Source organism: Streptomyces bluensis (genome assembly GCF_014650715.1).
GTDB lineage: Bacteria > Actinomycetota > Actinomycetes > Streptomycetales > Streptomycetaceae > Streptomyces > Streptomyces bluensis.
On the sequence record NZ_BMVM01000014.1, the window covers coordinates 1 to 18,022 of the forward strand.

Here is an 18,022-nt window from a genome sequence, read left to right on the forward strand (position 1 = left end):
TCGACCCCGACGCGGACCCCGACGACCTCGCCTACCTCCTGCTGACCCTCATCCGCGGGACCGATGTCGTCGGCGCATACGGCCACAGCCCCGCCCGCCTGACCTCGATAGCCGAAAGCGCGTTCGCACTCCTGCCCCGCCCGCGCCACCACTGACAAGGACACAGCCGGCCTCGTCGCACTGGCATCTGATGCGGCCGGCCCACTTCGACGCTGCCGAAGCACGGCCCGCAGGTTCACGCACCGCCGGGCAGTCATCTGGGCGGCCGGCGAGGAACGGCGCCCGCATCCAGCAGCGTCACCCGGCGCTCGCGGCACACGACAACTGCCATAGTCCCCGCGATGTCAGTAGGCGGCGCGGGGACGCCCGGCTGCCGTACACCTCCACCCACTCCCAGACCGAGGGCGATTGCGCCTTGCCCCGTGGAGAGCACTGCCCCCCACGTTCAGTGACCCGCCGTCTAAAGGACTGGTAACAAGGTGAGTTTGTAGCCGGATGGGAATGACGGCGTGTCAGTTCTCGTTGATGCTGCCCGGATGGGTGATCTCTCGCACGAAGGCTGAGCGTTGTCATCGAAGGTTGGTGACCGCTAGATTTTCTCACCGAAGGTTGAGTGATCGTTTAGGTCTGGATGCTGCACAAGTACGACTGCCTCGTACCGATCCCCGGATCACACAAGCCCAGCCGCATCGAAGAAAACCTCGGCGCCGCGGACGTCGACCTCACCGAGGACGGGTTCAGCCGCATCGAGGCCGAACCCGCCACCGTCAAGGTCCATGGCAACCGCACTGACGTCGACATCGCCAAGCTCGCGGACCTCGACTGAGCGGTGATCGATCAGCGCGTCGGGGGGAGGCTCCGGATCGCCGGCGATGGCGTCGTTTGTGAGTCGTCCGACGCTGGCTGCTCAGTCCGACGTGGGTCACCACGGGAGGTCCACGCCTTCCCAGAGCGTGAAGGTGCCGGTGGGTCCGTCGGCTCTGAGCCGGGCGACGCGCACGATCTCGCGGGCGGCCTCCTCGGCCGACTCTATGCCCTCGAAGTTGACCAGCGCGGTGTTGGCGAACCCCGGCGAGACGAGGTTGACTTTGACGTCGGTGTCCTCCAGTTCGATCATCATCGCCAGCGTCACGGCGTTGAGCGCCGTCTTCGACGCGGCATAGACGGGTTCGAATGTGGAGCGGTACGGGAAGTCCGGGCCAGCCATGGTTGTCAACGAGCCGAGTGCGCTCGTGACGTTCACGACGCGCGCATCAGGCGATTCGCGAAGCAGCGGCAGCATGGCCTGGAATACCGCCAGGGGACCGAAGACGTTCACCTCCCACACAGCCCGCACCTCATCGAGGGGGACGGTGCTCGCTTTCGACATTGCCCGGAGCTCGGACAGATCACGCACATCGGTGCGGGTAGTGGAGATGGCGGCGTTGTTGATGAGGAGGTCGAGTCGGCCGGTCTCGTCGCGGATCCGTTCGGCGGCCGAGGCGATCGACGTCGTGTCGGTCACGTCGAGCTGGAGCGCGATGGCGCCCTCACCGATCTCTGCGGCTGCCTTCTCGCCGCGGGCGAGGTCGCGGGACCCGACAAACACGGTCACCCCATCGAAGACCAGCTCCTTCGCGACCTGCTTGCCCATGCCTTGGTTGGCTCCGGTGATCAGAGCAATACGGTTCGTAGGCACGAGGCCCCTCCTTCGCTGACGTGGCGATGACGAACGAGCGCTCGTGCCAGTGCGCGTCGCGCTCTGTGACAACCGTGCGGCCCTCCCGGCCGACGGAGAAGGCCACCTCGATCCTGGGAGTGGCAGGACCAGGCAACGTCAGTCCGCGGGAACTATCGTCAACGAGTGTGACGAACGCGGCAGGCTCGGGGCGCGAGAACAGGCTCGGCGACTACTTGCGCGCTCGGCGGGAACTGGTGGCTCCGGAGACTGTCGGTCTGCCTGAGGATGAACGACGTCGAGTGCCGGGGCTGCGCCGCGAAGAAGTCGCCCTGCTAGCCGGCATCAGCTCGGACTACTACCTCCGGCTCGAGCAGGGGCGCAACCGGAATCCCTCGGTGCAGGTGCTCGAAGCCATCGCACGCGTGCTGCAACTCGACGAACCCTCCACCGAGCATCTCCTCAAACTGAGCGCCACGGCGCCACGTCGGCGTCGCGCACCCCGCCGCGAGACAGTCATCCCCCGCATCATGGAGCTCGTCCGCTCGATAGAGATGCCCGCGTTTGTCGCGGGGCGCTACATGGACGTGCTCGCGAGCAATCCGCTGGCGCACGTCCTCTCGCCGGAGCTCCGACCCGGTGAGAACCTGCTGCGTGCTGCATTCCTCGACGCGGATGACCGAATACACCTCGATCGAAACGACATGGTCGCGATGTTCCGCAAACGCGTCGGAGCCGATCTCGACGATCCACGGGCCGTGCAGCTCATCGGAGAACTGTCACTGGCAAGCGAAGCGTTTCGGCAGGCGTGGGCCCGCCACGATGTGCGGCCGGCCCGGGGCGGTCCCGTCAGCATCGATCACCCGCAGGTCGGTCCGATGGAGCTAAACCTCTCCAAGCTCGCCGTCGACGACACCGGCGACCAGATGCTCGTCATCTACCACCCCACCGACACGCACCCGGAAAGCGCGGACCGGTTCACGCTGCTCGCGTCTTGGGCCGCAGAAACGCGACCCGTACGAGAGGAAGACGTCCGCGCGGTGGACGACTGACACCCCCCTGCGGTTCACGTCATACCCACGACTGCTCGACCGCGCTCGACGCTCGGGCCAACACCGGCGAGAACCCGCGGGAGGACTGCCGGCCAGGCCATGCCGATGATCGCCTCATCGCGGAGCAAGACTATGCAGCCATGCGACGACGTGTTCTCCCTTGCCCAGGTGACGAAGTGCTGCAGGAACTCTTCGCGTCACTCAACCTGCGATGAGAATCGCTCAACCTTCACTGCGACAGATCAATGGGGGTGTGAGGCGGCCGAGACGAAGAGTGCGCGCAAGCCGTGGGAGGTCGAGGACGGGCTGTGGGAACGGATCGAGCCAAGACCGACGGGTGCCAACGCATCCACCATCTGCCCGGGACACCTGTCGCCGCGGACACGGTCCCGCCGGGCCGCCTCGTCGCACCGCACCCCGGTCACCGGGGACCGGACATCCGCAGAAACGCCTCGAAGACGCAGCCCCGTCAGGTCCGCGACCTCCGTTTGAGGCATTCACTCTCATTTTCGCGTGCCACGTTCCCGGGCGGCTGCCATCGCTGGGCGCTCTGTCCGCCTACCCCGCCATCAAACCCGAGCAGGGGTAATAGGGGGATGCCAGCCTCGTGTCACGGTATGCCTCCCTGCCGACTGTCCCTGTGCCTGTCGCGGCGCCACAGACGGGCAGAACCCGCTCGCCACGAGGTACCGCGGAGGACTTGACGGCACCACAACCGACACCCATCCCTGTGCTGCTGAGCCCTGCTCTTTCCCCCGCCCTGCAGGCAAGGACGCCCCTCAGAATCGTCGCCATCTGTACCAGCCTTCCTTGCACAGCCCTGTCTCGGTCGTCCTCCACTTACTGCGCGCCAAGGGGCGGTCCCCTGGCCCCAGGCCGTAACTTACGGCGACCCTCCGACCCTCCCGGTTCCGTGGCCGCCTCGGACGCCCTGCCCCCTCCGACCCAGGACTACATGTGTGGTTCAGGACAGAACCTCTGCCCCGCCAGCGGGTCCTGCCCTGAAGCGCCCGTACCTGTTCCCAGGCGCCAATCCTCCGTACCCCAGGACTCCTGATCAGCTAACCCATTGCCAAGACAAGCGCAGAGGCCCCTATCCGACGCCCCTATCTCCTGACAGAGCAATTTCTCCCCTGGCCGTGTAGCTCAAGGCACAAGCCCCCACGACAGGGCTACCCCTCTCTCTTCCAGAAATTACCTCCCCACCGCAGGGCGGGGAATACAAGCCCGATTGAACAGCCCTTCCTTTCAAGCGAGACAGCGAAACGTTCCTCCACCCCAGACAGGCCCTGGATAACAAAACGGGAATTTTCGATACCGTTCGGCCAGGTAACCCGACAGGTAATTGACCTTGTCGCCACTTCGAGTGAAGCACCCCTTGCGAGAGGGGTAACTTATGCATTCTCATAGATAGGGTTCTGCAATGATCGAAACCCTTCCATGGGAAGAAGTAGCCGGTAATCCCGACAAGTACATCCAGCTCTTGGAGGAGAAGGAGGTCGAACTGCAGCGCGATATGTTCAAGGTCCGCCAGGAGCTTCGCCTCGTGCGTCAGGTAAAGAAGCAGATGCAGATCGCAGACGAGTGGCGGACATCAGGCATCCCTGAGCAGCGACAGTCCGACACAGACTCCGACGACGCCGAGCCGGCAACGGCAACCGGCGGCTTCCAGGTCGCGCCCCGCAAGACGCGAATCTTGCGGCTGATGGCCCAGGATCCGTTGCGGCAGTGGAAAGCCCTCGAAGTGGCCAACGCACTCAACGAAGCCGACAAGATCAAGAGCGTTCGCGTGGCAGCGGATGAACTCGCCAAAGCCGGATCTTTGATCAAGCTGCCGAATGCCTTCTACCAGTACGCACCACCCCAGCAGCCTTAAACAAAAGAAGGCCGCCACCAAGGAGTCCAGTCCAAGGTGACGGCCAACGGCGACGAACCCACCTAGTACCTTCCACAGCGCCGGATCAGTTCGTCACGTTGCATTTTACGAGCGGTCGAGGGCCGCCGGTAGCGCACGACGAAATATGGTCCCGCCCTTCGCCCGAAGGGATGACCGCCCGCATGTTCGGTTTCGAACAGCCATTCCGTGCCCCACGTCCATATACCGGCGGCTCCCCGCAGCGGCCCGCTTTACACATCCCGGCCGGGCCAGAGATCGCAGTCCAGCGCCTTTTCGAGATTGGCAATGGTCAGCAGGTCGGGCCACGCCTCACCGGCGAGCGCCTTGGCGATCGTGAAGCGGGCCACGCCACTTTCGCGCGACAGCTGAGCGACGGACCAACCCCGCCCGTCGAGCGCAGCCCTGAGCCGAGCAGCCATGGCCTGGGCGACCCGCGCCCCGTGGTGCTCCTCCATGACGGCCTCAGGCCACGCGCCGCTGGCGCAGTACGCGCGCGGCGGCAGTCGGCGGGCATCTCCTTGGGGCATGAGGTGAAGTCTGACCCATCCGGTCCTCCCCGGTCGCGCGCGGCTGCTGCCACAGCTACATGTTATTCGAATAACACCCCACCGGCTGGGGTGTTGGTTTGGCGACATGTGATGAGTCAGCGGATTGATTCCTACGGCCCGTCCGGCTCCCCCGCGGGGTGGAACCGCGTCGGCGACGAAGTGCGCCGTGTTGTCCGCCTCGCCGACCCCCTGACGTCGTACAAAGCACGTGAACTGCTCTCCGCGCTCTCCCAGTTGGCCCTCTTCTGCAACGGTGAGGGCCTTCCCGGGAAGGCCGAGGTGTGGCTCTCCCGGGAGGTCATCGAGAGGTTCATCGCGGTCGGCTGTCCCAACGTGCGGGAGAGCACCCGCGGCAACTACCGGACCCGGCTCCTGCGGCTCAGCGAGATCGTGCTGGGCGGCGAATGCCGGACCGGGAAACCCGCCAAACTGTCGGCCTCGGTTCCCAACAGCCCCTACACCCGGACCGAGCTCGCGGACCTGTGGGGCTGGGTGGGTGGGCTGCCCACCGACGAGCTGCGCTGGGACTGCAAGACGCTCATGGCACTCGGGCTCGGTGTCGGCCTCGACTCACCGGAGGTCATCCGAGTCCGCGTCCATGACGTCCGCCGATCATCAGGAGGTGGTGGCCCAGTCGTCGTGGTCACTCGCGGATCCCGGAAACGGGAGATCCTCTGCCGCCGTCCCTGGGAAGGAGTTCTGGCCGCCGCTGCCGACCGTCTCGACAACTCCGGCGCCGCGCAGTACCTGTTCCGCCCCAACTCCTACAGCCGCGGCACCAACACCGTCACGAACTTCCTGGCCCGCGCCCAGCCGAGCCCGAAGGTCCCTCGCCTGGTCATGGGCCGCCTCAGATCCACGTGGTTGGTGGAGCTCTTCGAAGCGCGGCTTCCCATCACCGTCATCGTCGCGGCGGCCGGCGTCGACACCCTCCACGGCCTCTCCCGCATCCTGCCGTTTCTGAGCGCCGTCCCCGCCGAAGAAGCCGCCCGCCTGTTGCGGGGCAGCCAATGACCACGCCCCGCAGCCTGCCCAGTGATCGCCACGAGCGCCTTCTGGCGATGCGCGCCACGCGCAGATTCATCGACGACGCCGACGTCGATGCCGCGATCGAGGAAGTCGACAACAGCCAACTCGTCCCTCTGCTGGAGGAGTTCGTCCACCTCCCGCGAGGCCGACACCGCTCCCTGCACCTCCGAAGCCTCCTGGTCGGTCTCCATCTCTGCACCCAGGACACCGGCGGCAAGATCGTCCTGGAACGGGTCACGGACATCCTGTACTTCCGCATCAGTCCGCAGCTGCGCGCCCGCCTCGGCATAGCCGAGTACGACGACCACGACCAGGGATTCGAGGCGGCCTACGCCGTGGTCAGGCGGATCTTCCACGCCATGAAGGATGCGATGAACCCCTCCCCGCTGCCGCCCAACGGGCACCTCTCACGCAAGGAGGCGCACACACTGACGGCGGCAGCCGACGTCGACGAGCTGGTGGAGCGGGAGCGACGGCTGGCGCTGTTCACCGAGTTCGTGCTGGATGCCTCCGTACGCCCCCTCCACGATCTGCTGGCAGAACTGGCAGAGGTCTCCCTGGGCATCGACGCCACCCCCGTCCGCACGTTCTCCCGCGGCCGTCGCACGAACGGACCCGAGCTCGCGACCGATCCGGACGCCGGCTGGTACGTACGCGAGGGCGACCACCGCGACCCGGACGTGCCGGTGTCCGATGCCATGCGCCCGCCTCCGCCGCCCGCCAAGAAGGGCAAAGCCAAGCCGCCTCCGGGCAAGAAGAAGACCTCGCTCAAGAAGAAGTACCTCTACGGCTACGACGCCCACCTCATCGTGGCCCGGGACACCGAACACGACGCCGTACTCCTCGACGACGGCACCCCGAACCCCGACGTCCTGCCCGTCGTCGTACTCGGCGTCGCCCTCGACAAGCCCGGCCAGCGCCCCGCGTACAACGGCGTGAAGGTCCTGGACCGACTCCAGGAACGGGGCTACAAACCCGGCTACCTTGCCGGCGACCGCGCCTACAACAACTCCGAGCCCGCGGAATGGCAGATCCCCGTCCGAGCCATGGGCTACAAGCCCGTCTACGACTACCGGGCGGACCAGCTCGGCAAGCAGGACGGAACGCAGGGCGCCATCCTCGTCGAGGGCCGCTGGTACTGCCCGTCCATGCCGAAGCCCCTCATCAACGCCACCATCGACCTGCACGCCGAGCGCATCGACCGGGAGACGTGGGTCCGGCTGATCGCCGCCCGCCGCGGCTACCGCCTCATGCCGAAGCAGAACGCCGACGCCGACGGCTACCAGCGGATGATGTGCCCCGCCGAAGCAGGCAAGGCCCAGTGCTCTCTCAAGCCCCACACGATGGGACGCGGCATCCATCTACCCCTGGTCGACCCGGAACCCAGCCCGGTGGGCCCGGTCAAGGTCTGCCGCCAGCGCGCCATCACCGTCGGCCCGGAAGCCGGCGCCAAGCAGTGGCAGGCCCTGGAGTACGGCGGCCCGGAATGGCAGAAGATCTACTTCCGGCTGCGCAACAGCGTCGAGGGCTACAACGGCTACGCCAAGAACCCCCTCGCCGAGGGCATCGAAGCCGCCGGCTCCCGCCGCATCCGCGGCATCGCGGCCCAGACGATCCTCCTGGCCCTCCAACTCGCCCACGCCAACCGCCGCAAGATCAAGAAATGGCTGGAGACGCTCGCACTCGGCGGCGAACGCCCCCGGCGCCGCACCCACCACAGGCGGAAGACCAAGGAACCCGGGACCTGGACACCTACCGGACATATGTCGTCGGCCGCGTGAACCGGCCGAGGTCACCACAGCACCACCCGGAGAACGACCAGCAGCTCAAATAGCAGGGCCCCGGCCGTGAGATACCTCACCGCCGGGGCCCTGTCACGTCCCTGTCCGGGCCGGTTCCGGCTCGACAACGAGGAACGGGCCCCCACCGGTGACTTTCGTCACTGGTGAAGACCCGTTCCGTCGGTTCTTCGCTGTGCGCGAGGGGGGAGTTGAACCCCCACGCCCTTGCGGGCACTGGAACCTGAATCCAGCGCGTCTGCCTATTCCGCCACCCGCGCATTGGGTGTGTCCTCTGGCCCCGCTCCTTGCGGCCCGGCGCCTTCCGACACGCAGAAGATTAGCACGGTGGGGACGGTGGGTTCACATCCCTTATCCAGGCCCTCCGCCAGCACGGACGTCCGCGCCCCGGGGCGAGCCGCGCCCTTGCGCCCGCCGCCTGCACGGCCCACCGGGCCGACCGCCCGTGCCCCGTACTCCTGCCCCCGTCCCCCCGTACCCCCGTACCTCCGTGCCGCTCTGTCCGCCGGCCCTGCGTCCGTGTGCGGCAGCCACACGTCTCCAGCTCGTTTCCGCCTGTATCGACATGTGCCGGTTCACGTATCAACCTCGTACCGGTACCGGCCATCTCCCCAGGAGGCGGGCAGGGTCCACAGTCAGGTGCGGGACACTGGTCACGCACCCCCTCTACGATCCTTGGCAGAAACCTCGGTGGGAGTTCGACGTGAGTTCGGCGGGAGTACGGCAGGAGGAGTTCGAAGGGGTGCTGCGCAGGGAATCCGGGAGGGGACTTCAGTCGGTGTCGACACCCGTCGACCGGGTTGACAGGGGGAACCACCCGATTTCACGGCGCGTGGATACGATCAGTAAGCAGTACGGACGCAGGATGCAGCACGGCAACGACGGAGGAGGTGCCCCATGGGAGTCCTGAAGAAGTTCGAGCAGCGCCTCGAAGGCCTGGTCAACGGCACCTTCGCCAAGGTGTTCAAGTCCGAGGTCCAGCCGGTCGAGATCGCCGGCGCGCTCCAGCGGGAGTGCGACAACAACGCGACGATCTGGAACCGCGACAGGACCGTCGTCCCCAACGACTTCATCGTGGAGCTGAGCACGCCCGACTACGAGCGCCTCAGCCCCTACTCCGGCCAGCTCGGCGACGAGCTGGCCGGCATGGTGCGCGACTACGCCAAGCAGCAGCGCTACACCTTCATGGGCCCCATCAAGGTCAACCTGGAGAAGGCCGACGACCTCGACACCGGTCTGTACCGGGTGCGCAGTCGTACGCTCGCCTCCTCCAGCAGCCAGCAGGCTCCCGCGTCCGCCCCGGCCGGCGGCCGTCCCGGAGCCGGCGGTGGCTACGGCTACCCGCCGGCTTCCGCGCCCGCGGGTGCTCCGCCCATGCCGTCCGCGCCGCCGCCCGGCGCCCGCCCCGGCGCCGCGCCCTACGGCCAGCGGCCCTCGGGCGGGCCCGCCTCCGCGGCGGGCGGGCGCACACGCCACTGGATCGAGATCAACGGCACGCGCCATCAGATCTCCCGCCCGACGCTGGTGCTGGGCCGCAGCACCGAAGCCGACGTGCGGATCGACGACCCCGGCGTCTCCCGCCGGCACTGCGAGATCCGGACCGGAACGCCCTCGACGATCCAGGATCTCGGGTCCACCAACGGCATCGTGGTGGACGGGCAGCACACCACCCGCGCTACGCTCCGCGACGGCTCGCGGATCGTCGTGGGCAGCACCACCATCATTTACCGGCAAGCCGAAGGGTGAAGCGGGGGCAATGTCAGAGCTGACCCTCACGGTCATGCGGCTGGGTTTCCTGGCCGTACTGTGGCTGTTCGTGATCGTGGCCGTGCAGGTCATCCGGAGCGACCTGTTCGGTACGCGCGTCACCCAGCGCGGTTCCCGGCGTGAGAGCGCCCGGCCGCAGCAGGCCGCCCGGCAGGCACCCCCGCAGCAGCGCGGCCAGCAGTCCGGCGGCGGCGGTGGCCGCCAGCGCCGCGGTGCACCCACCAAACTCGTCGTCTCCGAGGGCACCCTCACGGGTACGACGGTCGCGTTGCAGGGGCAGACCATCACGCTGGGCCGCGCGCACGACAGCACCATCGTGCTGGACGACGACTACGCCTCCAGCAGGCATGCCAGGATCTACCCGGACCGTGACGGCCAGTGGATCGTCGAGGACCTCGGATCCACCAACGGCACGTACCTCGACCGGAACCGACTGACGACCCCCACACCGATTCCGCTGGGCGCGCCGATCCGCATCGGCAAGACCGTCATCGAGCTGCGGAAGTAGTGCCACGTCATGAATGAGCGCGAGCGGAGCGAGCACGCGGTGGCCCCCACGACGGGCCCCGGCGCGCTCCCGACCGGAGGGTGGGCACCGTGCGGATGTACCCGGAGCCGACGGGCGAGGTGCGCATGAGTCTGTCACTGCGCTTCGCCGCCGGATCGCACAAAGGCATGATCCGCGAGGGCAACGAGGACTCGGGCTACGCGGGCCCGCGCCTGCTCGCGATCGCCGACGGCATGGGCGGCCAGGCCGCCGGTGAGGTGGCCTCCTCCGAGGTGATCTCCACCATCGTCGCCCTCGACGACGACGTACCCGGCTCCGACATCCTCACCTCGCTCGGCACCGCCGTGCAGCGCGCCAACGACCAGTTGCGCATGATGGTCGAGGAGGACCCCCAGCTGGAGGGCATGGGGACCACCCTGACCGCCCTGCTGTGGACCGGGCAGCGGCTCGGCCTCGTCCATGTCGGCGACTCCCGCGCGTACCTCCTGAGGGACGGCGTCCTCACCCAGATCACCCAGGACCACACCTGGGTGCAGCGTCTCGTCGACGAGGGACGCATCACGGAAGAGGAAGCCACCACCCACCCGCAGCGCTCCCTCCTCATGCGCGCGCTGGGCAGCGGCGACCATGTCGAGCCCGACCTGTCGATCCGTGAGGTCCGCGCCGGCGACCGCTACCTGATCTGCTCCGACGGCCTCAGCGGCGTCGTCTCCCACCAGACGATGGAGGAGACCCTCGCCAGCTACCAGGGCCCGCAGGACACCGTGCAGGAGCTGATCCAGCTCGCGTTGCGCGGCGGCGGCCCGGACAACATCACGGTCATCGTGGCCGACGTCCTCGACATCGACGCCGGGGACACCCTCGCCGCCCAGCTCTCCGACACCCCGGTCGTGGTGGGCGCGGTCGCCGAGAACCAGCACCAGCTGCACGACAACGGCGCCATGCAGACCCCGGCCGGCCGTGCGGCCGGCCTCGGCCGGCCGGTGCCCGGACAGGGCGGCGGCGAGTTCGGCCCGCCCGGTTCCGGCGACACAGGCGGCTACGCACCGTCGGACAGCTTCGGCCAGTACGCGGACGGCGACTTCGTCAAGCCCCGCAAGAAGGGCGCGTGGCTGAAGAGATCGTTCTACTCCCTGCTCGCCGTCGCCGTGATCGGCGGCGGCACGTATGCGGGCTACCGGTGGACGCAGACGCAGTACTACGTCGGCGTCAACGAGGACCATGTCGCGCTCTACCAGGGCATCAGCCAGGACCTGGCGTGGGTCTCGCTCTCGAAGGTCGAGAAGGACCACCCCGAGATCGAACTCAAGTACCTGCCGCCGTACCAGCAGAACCAGCTCAAGGCCACCATCGCCGAGGGCGGCCTGACGGACGCCCAGGCGAAAATCGACGAGCTGTCCACCCAGGCGTCCGCGTGCAAGAAGGACGCTGAGCGCCGCGAGGCCGAGAGCCGTAATAACGCGAAGACGGGCGAGGGAGAGGCCGGAGGGGTCACGGGAACCACTCGGTCCTCGCTCACGTCCAAGGCATCACCGTCGCCGACTTCGTCGCCATCGACGTCGGCGCCGTCGTCCACACCGACACCCACACCCACCGGCCCCAGCCTGTCCGAGGAAGAGCAGAAGCTGGTCTCGCTGTGCGGGAAGCAGTAGGCAAGCCGTGAGGGGCCTCGTCATACGATGAGCAGTACTACCAACTCGCCGACGCACCACACGTCCACGATCGGCGCCATCGGCGCACCGAGCAGACGCAACACCGAGCTCGCGCTGCTGGTGTTCGCCGTGGTGATCCCGGTGTTCGCGTACGCCAACGTGGGCCTCGCCATCAACGACGAGGTCCCGACCGGCCTGCTCGGCTACGGGCTCGGGCTCGGTCTCCTGGCGGGTGTCGGCCACCTAGTGGTGCGCAAATTCGCGCCGTACGCCGACCCGCTGATGCTGCCGCTCGCCACGCTGCTCAACGGGCTCGGGCTCGTCGTCATCTGGCGCCTCGACCAGTCCCAGCGGCTCCAGCTGAGCTCCACGTACATCGAGGCCTCACCCCGGCAGCTGCTGAACTCCGCACTTGGCGTCGCCCTGTTCATCGCCGTCCTGGTCTTCCTCAAGGACCACCGCGTCCTGCAGCGCTACACGTACATCTCCATGGCAGCGGCCATGGTGCTGCTTCTGTTGCCCCTGGTGCCGGGACTCGGGGCCGACGAAACCTTCGGCGCCAAGATCTGGATCTCGATTCCCGGCCTCGGCACCATCCAGCCCGGTGAGTTCGCGAAGATCATCATCGCGGTCTTCTTCGCCGGCTACCTCATGGTGAAAAGAGACGCCCTCGCCCTGGCCAGCCGTCGCTTCATGGGCCTCTACCTGCCACGCGGCCGCGACCTCGGTCCCATCCTGGTCGTCTGGGCGATGTCCATCCTGATCCTGGTCTTCGAGACCGACCTCGGTTCGTCACTGCTGTTCTTCGGCATGTTCGTGATCATGCTGTACGTCGCCACCGAACGCACCAGCTGGATCGTGTTCGGTCTGCTGATGTCCGCCGTGGGCGCCGTCGGCGTGGCCTCCTTCGAGCCGCACGTCCAGCAGCGCGTCCAGGCCTGGCTCGACCCGATGAAGGAGTACGAGCTCAGCAAGCAGGGCATCATCGGCCACTCCGAGCAGTCCATGGAGGCCCTGTGGGCCTTCGGCTCCGGCGGCACCCTCGGCACCGGACTCGGCCAGGGCAACTCCGACCTCATCGGCTTCGCCGCCAACTCCGACTTCATCCTCGCCACCTTCGGCGAGGAGCTGGGCCTGGCCGGCGTCATGGCGATCCTGCTGCTCTACGGCCTGATCGTGGAGCGCGGCATCCGTACCGCCCTCGCGGCCCGCGACCCCTTCGGCAAGCTGCTCTCGGTCGGCCTGTCAGGCGCTTTCGCTCTCCAGGTCTTCGTGGTCGCCGGCGGCGTCCTGGGCCTGATCCCACTGACCGGGATGACACTGCCCTTCGTGGCGTATGGCGGTTCCTCCGTCATCGCCAACTGGGCGCTGATCGGCATCCTGCTCAGAATCAGCGACACCGCCCGCCGCCCGGCCCCGATGCCGGCCGCCAACCCCGACGCCGAGATGACCCAGGTGGTTCGCCCGTGAACAAGCCCCTGCGCCGGATCGCGCTCTTCTGCGGGATCCTCGTGCTCGCACTGCTCATTCGCGACAACTGGCTCCAGTACGTCAAGGCCGACGCCCTGAGGACGGACACCAAGAACCGCCGCGTCTCCATCGAGCGCTACGCCACACCGCGAGGCGACATCATCGTGGACGGCAAGGCGATCACCGGGTCCGTCGCCACCAAGGGCACCGACTACAAGTACAAGCGCACCTGGAAGAACGGCGAGATGTGGGCCCCCGTCACCGGCTACTCCTCCCAGATCGTGGGCGCCACGCAGCTGGAGAACCTTGAGGACGGCATACTCACCGGCAACGACGACCGGCTGTTCTTCCGCAACACCCTCGACATGATCACGGGCAAGAAGAAGGAGGGCGGCAGCGTCGTCACCACCCTCAACGCCGCCGCGCAGAAGGCGGCCTTCGAGGGACTCGGCAACAAGAAGGGCGCCGTCGCCGCGATCGACCCGGCCACGGGCGGCATCCTCGCGCTGGCCTCCACACCGTCGTACGACCCCAGCACCTTCGCCGGCATCAGCAGCAAGGACGGCGAGACCTTCACGAAGCTGGAGAAGGACAAGGACAAGCCGATGCTCAACCGGGCGCTGCGCGAGACGTACCCGCCCGGCTCGACCTTCAAGGTGGTCACCGCCGCTGCGGCGCTGGAGAACGGCAAGGCGAACGGCATCGACGAGCCCACCGACACCCCTGACCCGTACCGGCTGCCACAGTCCACGTACGACCTCACCAACGAGCACGGCGCGTGCAAGAACGCCACGCTGCGCGACGCGCTGGAGGTCTCCTGCAACACCGTCTTCGCCAACCTCAGCGACCAGGTCGGCAACGAGAAGATGATCGAGCAGGCCGACAAGTTCGGTTTCAACGATTCGAAGCTCGACATCCCCGTCCGCGCCGCCGAGAGCGTCTACCCGAAGGACAACCGGCCGCAGAACGCCCTGAGCGGCATCGGCCAGGCCTCCACCCGCGCCACCCCGCTCCAGATGGCCATGGTCAGCGCCGCAGTCGCCAACGACGGCAAGCTGATGAAGCCGTACATGGTGGACCAGCTGCGGGCCTCGAACCTCGACACCATCGAGACGCACGAGCCCGAGGAGCTCTCCCAGGCCGTCTCCGGGGACACCGCCCAAAAGCTGCAGGCCATGATGGAGACCGTCGTCAAGACCGGTACCGGCGCCAAGGCGCAGATCCCCGGCGTCACCGTCGGCGGCAAGACCGGTACCGCCCAGCACGGCCTCAAGAACAGCGAGAAGCCGTACGCCTGGTTCATCTCGTACGCCAAGCTCAGCGACGGCAGCTCGCCGGTCGCTGTGGCCGTCGTCGTCGAGGACGGCAGCGCCAACCGTGACGACATCTCAGGTGGTGGTCTCGCCGCCCCCATCGCGAGGAACGTGATGAAGGCAGTCATCGACAGCAAGAAGTGACCCCTGTCACGTCGCCTTCACAACGGTGCACGTTGCGATACCGGTCCTGTATCAGGTGACGCGACCGACCAGGTCACGCAAGGCGAGCCGGGTACCGTATGCCCGGACAGCACACCGCCGGACCACACGTGGGTGCGGTCGGGACCGACGGAGAGGGCTGGTAGGAAGCTATGGAAGAGCCGCGTCGCCTCGGCGGCCGGTACGAGCTGGGCCAGGTGCTCGGCCGTGGTGGCATGGCAGAGGTCTACCTCGCGCACGACACCCGCCTCGGCCGCACCGTGGCGGTGAAGACGCTGCGAGCAGACCTCGCACGCGACCCCACCTTCCAGGCCCGGTTCCGCCGGGAGGCCCAGTCGGCCGCCTCGCTCAACCATCCCGCGATCGTCGCGGTCTACGACACGGGCGAGGACTACATCGACGGGGTCTCGATCCCGTACATCGTCATGGAGTACGTCGACGGCTCCACGCTGCGTGAACTCCTGCACTCCGGCCGCAAACTGCTGCCGGAGCGCTCCATGGAGATGACCATCGGCATCCTCCAGGGCCTGGAGTACGCGCACCGCAACGGCATCGTCCACCGCGACATCAAGCCGGCCAACGTCATGCTGACGCGCACCGGCCAGGTCAAGGTGATGGACTTCGGCATCGCCCGCGCCATGGGCGACTCCGGCATGACGATGACGCAGACCGCGGCGGTCATCGGCACCGCCCAGTACCTGTCGCCGGAGCAGGCGAAGGGCGAGCAGGTGGACGCCCGGTCCGACCTCTACTCGACCGGCTGCCTGCTCTACGAACTGCTGACGGTCCGCCCGCCCTTCGTGGGCGACTCCCCGGTGGCGGTGGCATACCAGCACGTACGGGAAGAAGCACAGCCCCCGTCGGTCTTCGACCCCGAGATCACGCCCGAGATGGACGCGATCGTACTGAAGGCCCTGGTCAAGGACCCGGACTACCGCTACCAGTCCGCCGACGAGATGCGCGCCGACATCGAGGCCTGCCTCGACGGCCAGCCCGTCGCGGCCACCGCGGCCATGGGTTCCGTCGGCTACGGCGCCTACCCGGACGACCAGCCGACGACGGCCCTGCGCTCCGCGGACGCGGGGGCCACCACCATGATGCCGCCGATGAACCCGGACGACGGTGGCTTCGGCTACGACGACCGGGCCGGCCGGCGCCGCCAGAACCAGAAGAAGAACAACACCTCGACGATCCTGCTGGTCGTCGCGGGTGTCCTGGTCCTCATCGGCGCGATCCTCATCGGCAAGTGGGCCTTCAGCGGCAACGGCAACCCCAACGACACCGTCGCCACCCCCAACTTCATCGGCGTCACCCAGCCCGAGGCCGAGCGGATGGCGAACAACGTCGACCTGGAGGTGGACTTCACCAAGAAGCCCTGTGAGAAAGAGAAGAAGGGCAACGTCTGCGAGCAGAACCCGGACCCCAAGACCGAGGTCAAGAAGGGCGAAACCATCAATCTGGTGGTGTCCACGGGGGCGCCGAAGGTGGCGGTGCCGAACGTCATCGGTGACAAGGTCGCCGAGGCCACGCAGGAGCTGAAGGGCGACAAGTACCAGTTCAATGTCGAGACGGAGACCAAGGAGTCCAGCGAGGACCCGGGCACCGTCCTGAAGACGGACCCCATCGCGGGCGAGGAGATCGAGAAGGGCTCCACGATCACCCTCACCGTCGCCAAGAAAGAGTCGAAGTCCACGGTCCCGGACGTCTCCGGCCAGTCCTGTGAAGCGGCGCAGCAGCAGATGCAGGCCAACGACCTGACCGGCACCTGCACCGAGGTCGATACCGAAGACGACAATCTGGTCGGCAAGGTCATCACCACATCGCCCCCGGCGGGCGCCCCGGCCGATAAGAACTCTACGGTGACCATCCAGATCGGCAAGAAGGCCGAGCAGCAGGTGGTGACGGTTCCGGACGTGACCCGTCAGCGCGTGAAGGACGCCAGGAAGGCGTTGGAGCGCGAGGGTCTGACTGTGGGCAACGTCGGGGGCTCGCAAAACGAGGACGCCATCGTCCTTGTCCAGGACCCGCAACCGGGCAGCCAGGTGCCCGCGGGCACCCCGGTGAACCTCCAGGCCTTTGACCAGGGCGGCAACAACGGAGGCAACGGAGGCGGCGGCGTCTTCGGAGGCATCAACGGAGCAAGCTTCCGCCAGGAGGACTGACCCACCACACAACCCGACAGAGCCTGGCGTCAAGAGTCGTACAACGACGCCAGGCTCTTTCGGTGCCGACCACCGCTAGTGTCTCGTGCTTCTGATCGCGTTGCTCAGGTTGGCTAGTGCCCCAACAGGCAACGTTCGCCCCGTCGCGACGCCGGGTGCGCCCTCTCGCCGCACCGGCCGGAAGCCCAAGTACATCCAGTACGAGGACTTCCGGCCGGCACGCCGAGAGCACGCACCGGACGCCGCTCCTTAACGGGCAAACGTTGCCTGTCGGGGCACTAGTGGATCAATTAGGGTCGATCACCAGGCCAGTCTCCGCGCGGCAGCCATCGATCAGGTGCGGATGAACTGGATCTTGACCTTGCGTTTGATGATGCGGGCGCGGCCGTCCAAGTCGCGGCGCGGCGACAAAGTTGGTGAGGAACGTCTCAGAAGCGGGCAGATGCCGTCGGCGGGGTTCGAATCGGTGGCGTACATGGGGCATCTGGAAGACGCGCGGCCACGCCTTGTGTTCGTCGGCGAACTCCTTCATCTTTGGGCACAGGCGCACGTTCAGGTTGCCCCAGCACCACACGAGCGGGGTGTTGAGCTGCTGGTAGGCCGCGAGTGGCTTCACTGAGGTTGAATTGGTGATGGCGTCGGGGCGCGACAGCTGATCCTTGCGGTAGGCCAGCACCGCGCCCGCCAGCTCCCGCGCCTGCTGCGCGCCCACGGTGCTGCGCCGGCCCTGCCACGACCTTGTTCAGCTCCTGCATGGTCGGTCTGGCACCACCACTGGCACGACGCCGCCCAAGCCCACCGCCACTGGAACAACGTCACCGCCGCGGACACGAGCTGACTACTGAAGACCAAGGCCTACAGCTGTCCACCAAGGCATCACCTGACGCAGGTCCGAATATTACGTGAAGAACACCTAGCATTAGGTGATCAGGTGTGGCAGAGTTGTGACGCAATGTCATGCGCGCGCCAATATTGCTCGTAATTGAGTGACCGCGCCGAGTCGCGT

The 18,022-nt window shown here is 67.2% G+C and carries 14 protein-coding genes and 1 tRNA gene; 11 read left to right on the forward strand and 4 right to left on the reverse strand.

Annotated elements, in window-relative coordinates; genetic code table 11:
* Nucleotides 1-631: 631 nt before the first annotated feature.
* The gene (locus IE262_RS28565; protein WP_189877738.1) at nucleotides 632-826 is read left to right on the forward strand and encodes a hypothetical protein; all 195 of its coding nucleotides are present in this window, start codon (nucleotides 632-634) and stop codon (nucleotides 824-826) included.
* A 96-nt stretch (nucleotides 827-922) separates the two neighbouring features.
* Here IE262_RS28565 and IE262_RS28570 read toward each other — a convergent pair whose 3' ends face one another.
* Nucleotides 923-1,678, reverse strand: a complete 756-nt coding sequence (locus tag IE262_RS28570) for an SDR family NAD(P)-dependent oxidoreductase (protein ID WP_189877740.1) — start codon at nucleotides 1,676-1,678, stop codon at nucleotides 923-925.
* Between the two features lie 167 nt (nucleotides 1,679-1,845).
* Here IE262_RS28570 and IE262_RS28575 point away from each other — a divergent pair, with 167 nt between their 5' ends.
* Nucleotides 1,846-2,709 carry a helix-turn-helix domain-containing protein gene (locus IE262_RS28575; protein WP_229877550.1) on the forward strand — a complete coding sequence of 288 codons (864 nt, stop codon included), beginning with the start codon at nucleotides 1,846-1,848 and terminating at the stop codon, nucleotides 2,707-2,709.
* A gap of 1,423 nt (nucleotides 2,710-4,132) precedes the next feature.
* Complete coding sequence (locus IE262_RS28580) at nucleotides 4,133-4,585, forward strand: hypothetical protein (protein ID WP_123761925.1); 453 nt, start codon at nucleotides 4,133-4,135, stop codon at nucleotides 4,583-4,585.
* 251 nt (nucleotides 4,586-4,836) lie between these two features.
* Here IE262_RS28580 and IE262_RS28585 read toward each other — a convergent pair whose 3' ends face one another.
* Nucleotides 4,837-5,061, reverse strand: a complete 225-nt coding sequence (locus tag IE262_RS28585; RefSeq protein ID WP_189877742.1) for a helix-turn-helix domain-containing protein — start codon at nucleotides 5,059-5,061, stop codon at nucleotides 4,837-4,839.
* Between the two features lie 183 nt (nucleotides 5,062-5,244).
* Between IE262_RS28585 and IE262_RS28590 the strand changes: the two genes are divergently transcribed.
* Both IE262_RS28590 and IE262_RS28595 read left to right on the forward strand, forming a co-directional pair.
* Nucleotides 5,245-6,168: a hypothetical protein gene (locus IE262_RS28590; RefSeq protein ID WP_229877551.1), complete on the forward strand. Its 924-nt coding sequence runs from the start codon at nucleotides 5,245-5,247 to the stop codon at nucleotides 6,166-6,168.
* Nucleotides 6,165-7,964 (forward strand): hypothetical protein, encoded by a 1,800-nt coding sequence (locus IE262_RS28595; RefSeq protein WP_189877744.1) that lies wholly within the window; start codon nucleotides 6,165-6,167, stop codon nucleotides 7,962-7,964. Before IE262_RS28590 ends, IE262_RS28595 begins: the two co-directional genes overlap by 4 nt.
* 194 nt (nucleotides 7,965-8,158) lie before the next feature.
* On the opposite strand, the gene IE262_RS28600 is transcribed toward IE262_RS28595, so the two are convergent.
* Nucleotides 8,159-8,242, reverse strand: a tRNA-Leu gene (locus IE262_RS28600).
* Between the two features lie 637 nt (nucleotides 8,243-8,879).
* On the opposite strand from IE262_RS28600, the gene IE262_RS28605 reads away from it, so the two are divergent.
* The 6 genes from IE262_RS28605 (at nucleotide 8,880) to pknB (ending at nucleotide 17,016) form a co-directional block, all read left to right on the forward strand.
* Nucleotides 8,880-9,728, forward strand: coding sequence for an FHA domain-containing protein (locus tag IE262_RS28605; protein ID WP_134038269.1), 849 nt, complete (start codon nucleotides 8,880-8,882; stop codon nucleotides 9,726-9,728).
* A gap of 10 nt (nucleotides 9,729-9,738) precedes the next feature.
* A complete protein-coding gene (locus tag IE262_RS28610; RefSeq protein ID WP_131571260.1) occupies nucleotides 9,739-10,257 on the forward strand; it encodes an FHA domain-containing protein FhaB/FipA in 519 nt (172 codons plus the stop codon).
* Nucleotides 10,258-10,352: 95 nt separating this feature from the next.
* Nucleotides 10,353-11,909 carry a Stp1/IreP family PP2C-type Ser/Thr phosphatase gene (locus IE262_RS28615; RefSeq protein ID WP_189877905.1) on the forward strand — a complete coding sequence of 519 codons (1,557 nt, stop codon included), beginning with the start codon at nucleotides 10,353-10,355 and terminating at the stop codon, nucleotides 11,907-11,909.
* 27 nt (nucleotides 11,910-11,936) lie between these two features.
* The gene (locus tag IE262_RS28620; RefSeq protein WP_189877746.1) at nucleotides 11,937-13,379 is read left to right on the forward strand and encodes an FtsW/RodA/SpoVE family cell cycle protein; all 1,443 of its coding nucleotides are present in this window, start codon (nucleotides 11,937-11,939) and stop codon (nucleotides 13,377-13,379) included.
* On the forward strand, nucleotides 13,376-14,836 hold the full coding sequence (locus tag IE262_RS28625; RefSeq protein WP_134038260.1) for a peptidoglycan D,D-transpeptidase FtsI family protein: 1,461 nt from the start codon (nucleotides 13,376-13,378) through the stop codon (nucleotides 14,834-14,836). The genes IE262_RS28620 and IE262_RS28625 overlap by 4 nt, the downstream gene beginning before the upstream one ends.
* A gap of 170 nt (nucleotides 14,837-15,006) precedes the next feature.
* Nucleotides 15,007-17,016 carry a Stk1 family PASTA domain-containing Ser/Thr kinase gene (pknB, locus tag IE262_RS28630; protein WP_189877748.1) on the forward strand — a complete coding sequence of 670 codons (2,010 nt, stop codon included), beginning with the start codon at nucleotides 15,007-15,009 and terminating at the stop codon, nucleotides 17,014-17,016.
* Nucleotides 17,017-17,302: 286 nt separating this feature from the next.
* On the opposite strand, the gene IE262_RS28635 is transcribed toward pknB, so the two are convergent.
* Entirely contained in the window at nucleotides 17,303-17,728 is a 426-nt protein-coding gene (locus IE262_RS28635) for a hypothetical protein (RefSeq protein WP_189877750.1), read from the reverse strand.
* Between the last annotated feature and the right edge of the window lie 294 nt (nucleotides 17,729-18,022).

Excerpts from the sequence above, each read along its gene's own strand:
- IE262_RS28595 (WP_189877744.1), top strand. The coding sequence starts at position 6,165 with ATGACCACGCCCCGCAGCCTGCCCAGTGATCGCCACGAGCGCCTTCTG.
- IE262_RS28605 (WP_134038269.1), top strand. The coding sequence starts at position 8,880 with ATGGGAGTCCTGAAGAAGTTCGAGCAGCGCCTCGAAGGCCTGGTCAAC.
- IE262_RS28590 (WP_229877551.1), top strand. The coding sequence starts at position 5,245 with ATGAGTCAGCGGATTGATTCCTACGGCCCGTCCGGCTCCCCCGCGGGG.
- IE262_RS28565 (WP_189877738.1), top strand. The coding sequence starts at position 632 with ATGCTGCACAAGTACGACTGCCTCGTACCGATCCCCGGATCACACAAG.
- IE262_RS28620 (WP_189877746.1), top strand. The coding sequence starts at position 11,937 with ATGAGCAGTACTACCAACTCGCCGACGCACCACACGTCCACGATCGGC.
- IE262_RS28580 (WP_123761925.1), top strand. The coding sequence starts at position 4,133 with ATGATCGAAACCCTTCCATGGGAAGAAGTAGCCGGTAATCCCGACAAG.
- IE262_RS28615 (WP_189877905.1), top strand. The coding sequence starts at position 10,353 with ATGTACCCGGAGCCGACGGGCGAGGTGCGCATGAGTCTGTCACTGCGC.
- pknB (WP_189877748.1), top strand. The coding sequence starts at position 15,007 with ATGGAAGAGCCGCGTCGCCTCGGCGGCCGGTACGAGCTGGGCCAGGTG.
- IE262_RS28610 (WP_131571260.1), top strand. The coding sequence starts at position 9,739 with ATGTCAGAGCTGACCCTCACGGTCATGCGGCTGGGTTTCCTGGCCGTA.
- IE262_RS28585 (WP_189877742.1), bottom strand. The coding sequence starts at position 5,061 with ATGGAGGAGCACCACGGGGCGCGGGTCGCCCAGGCCATGGCTGCTCGG.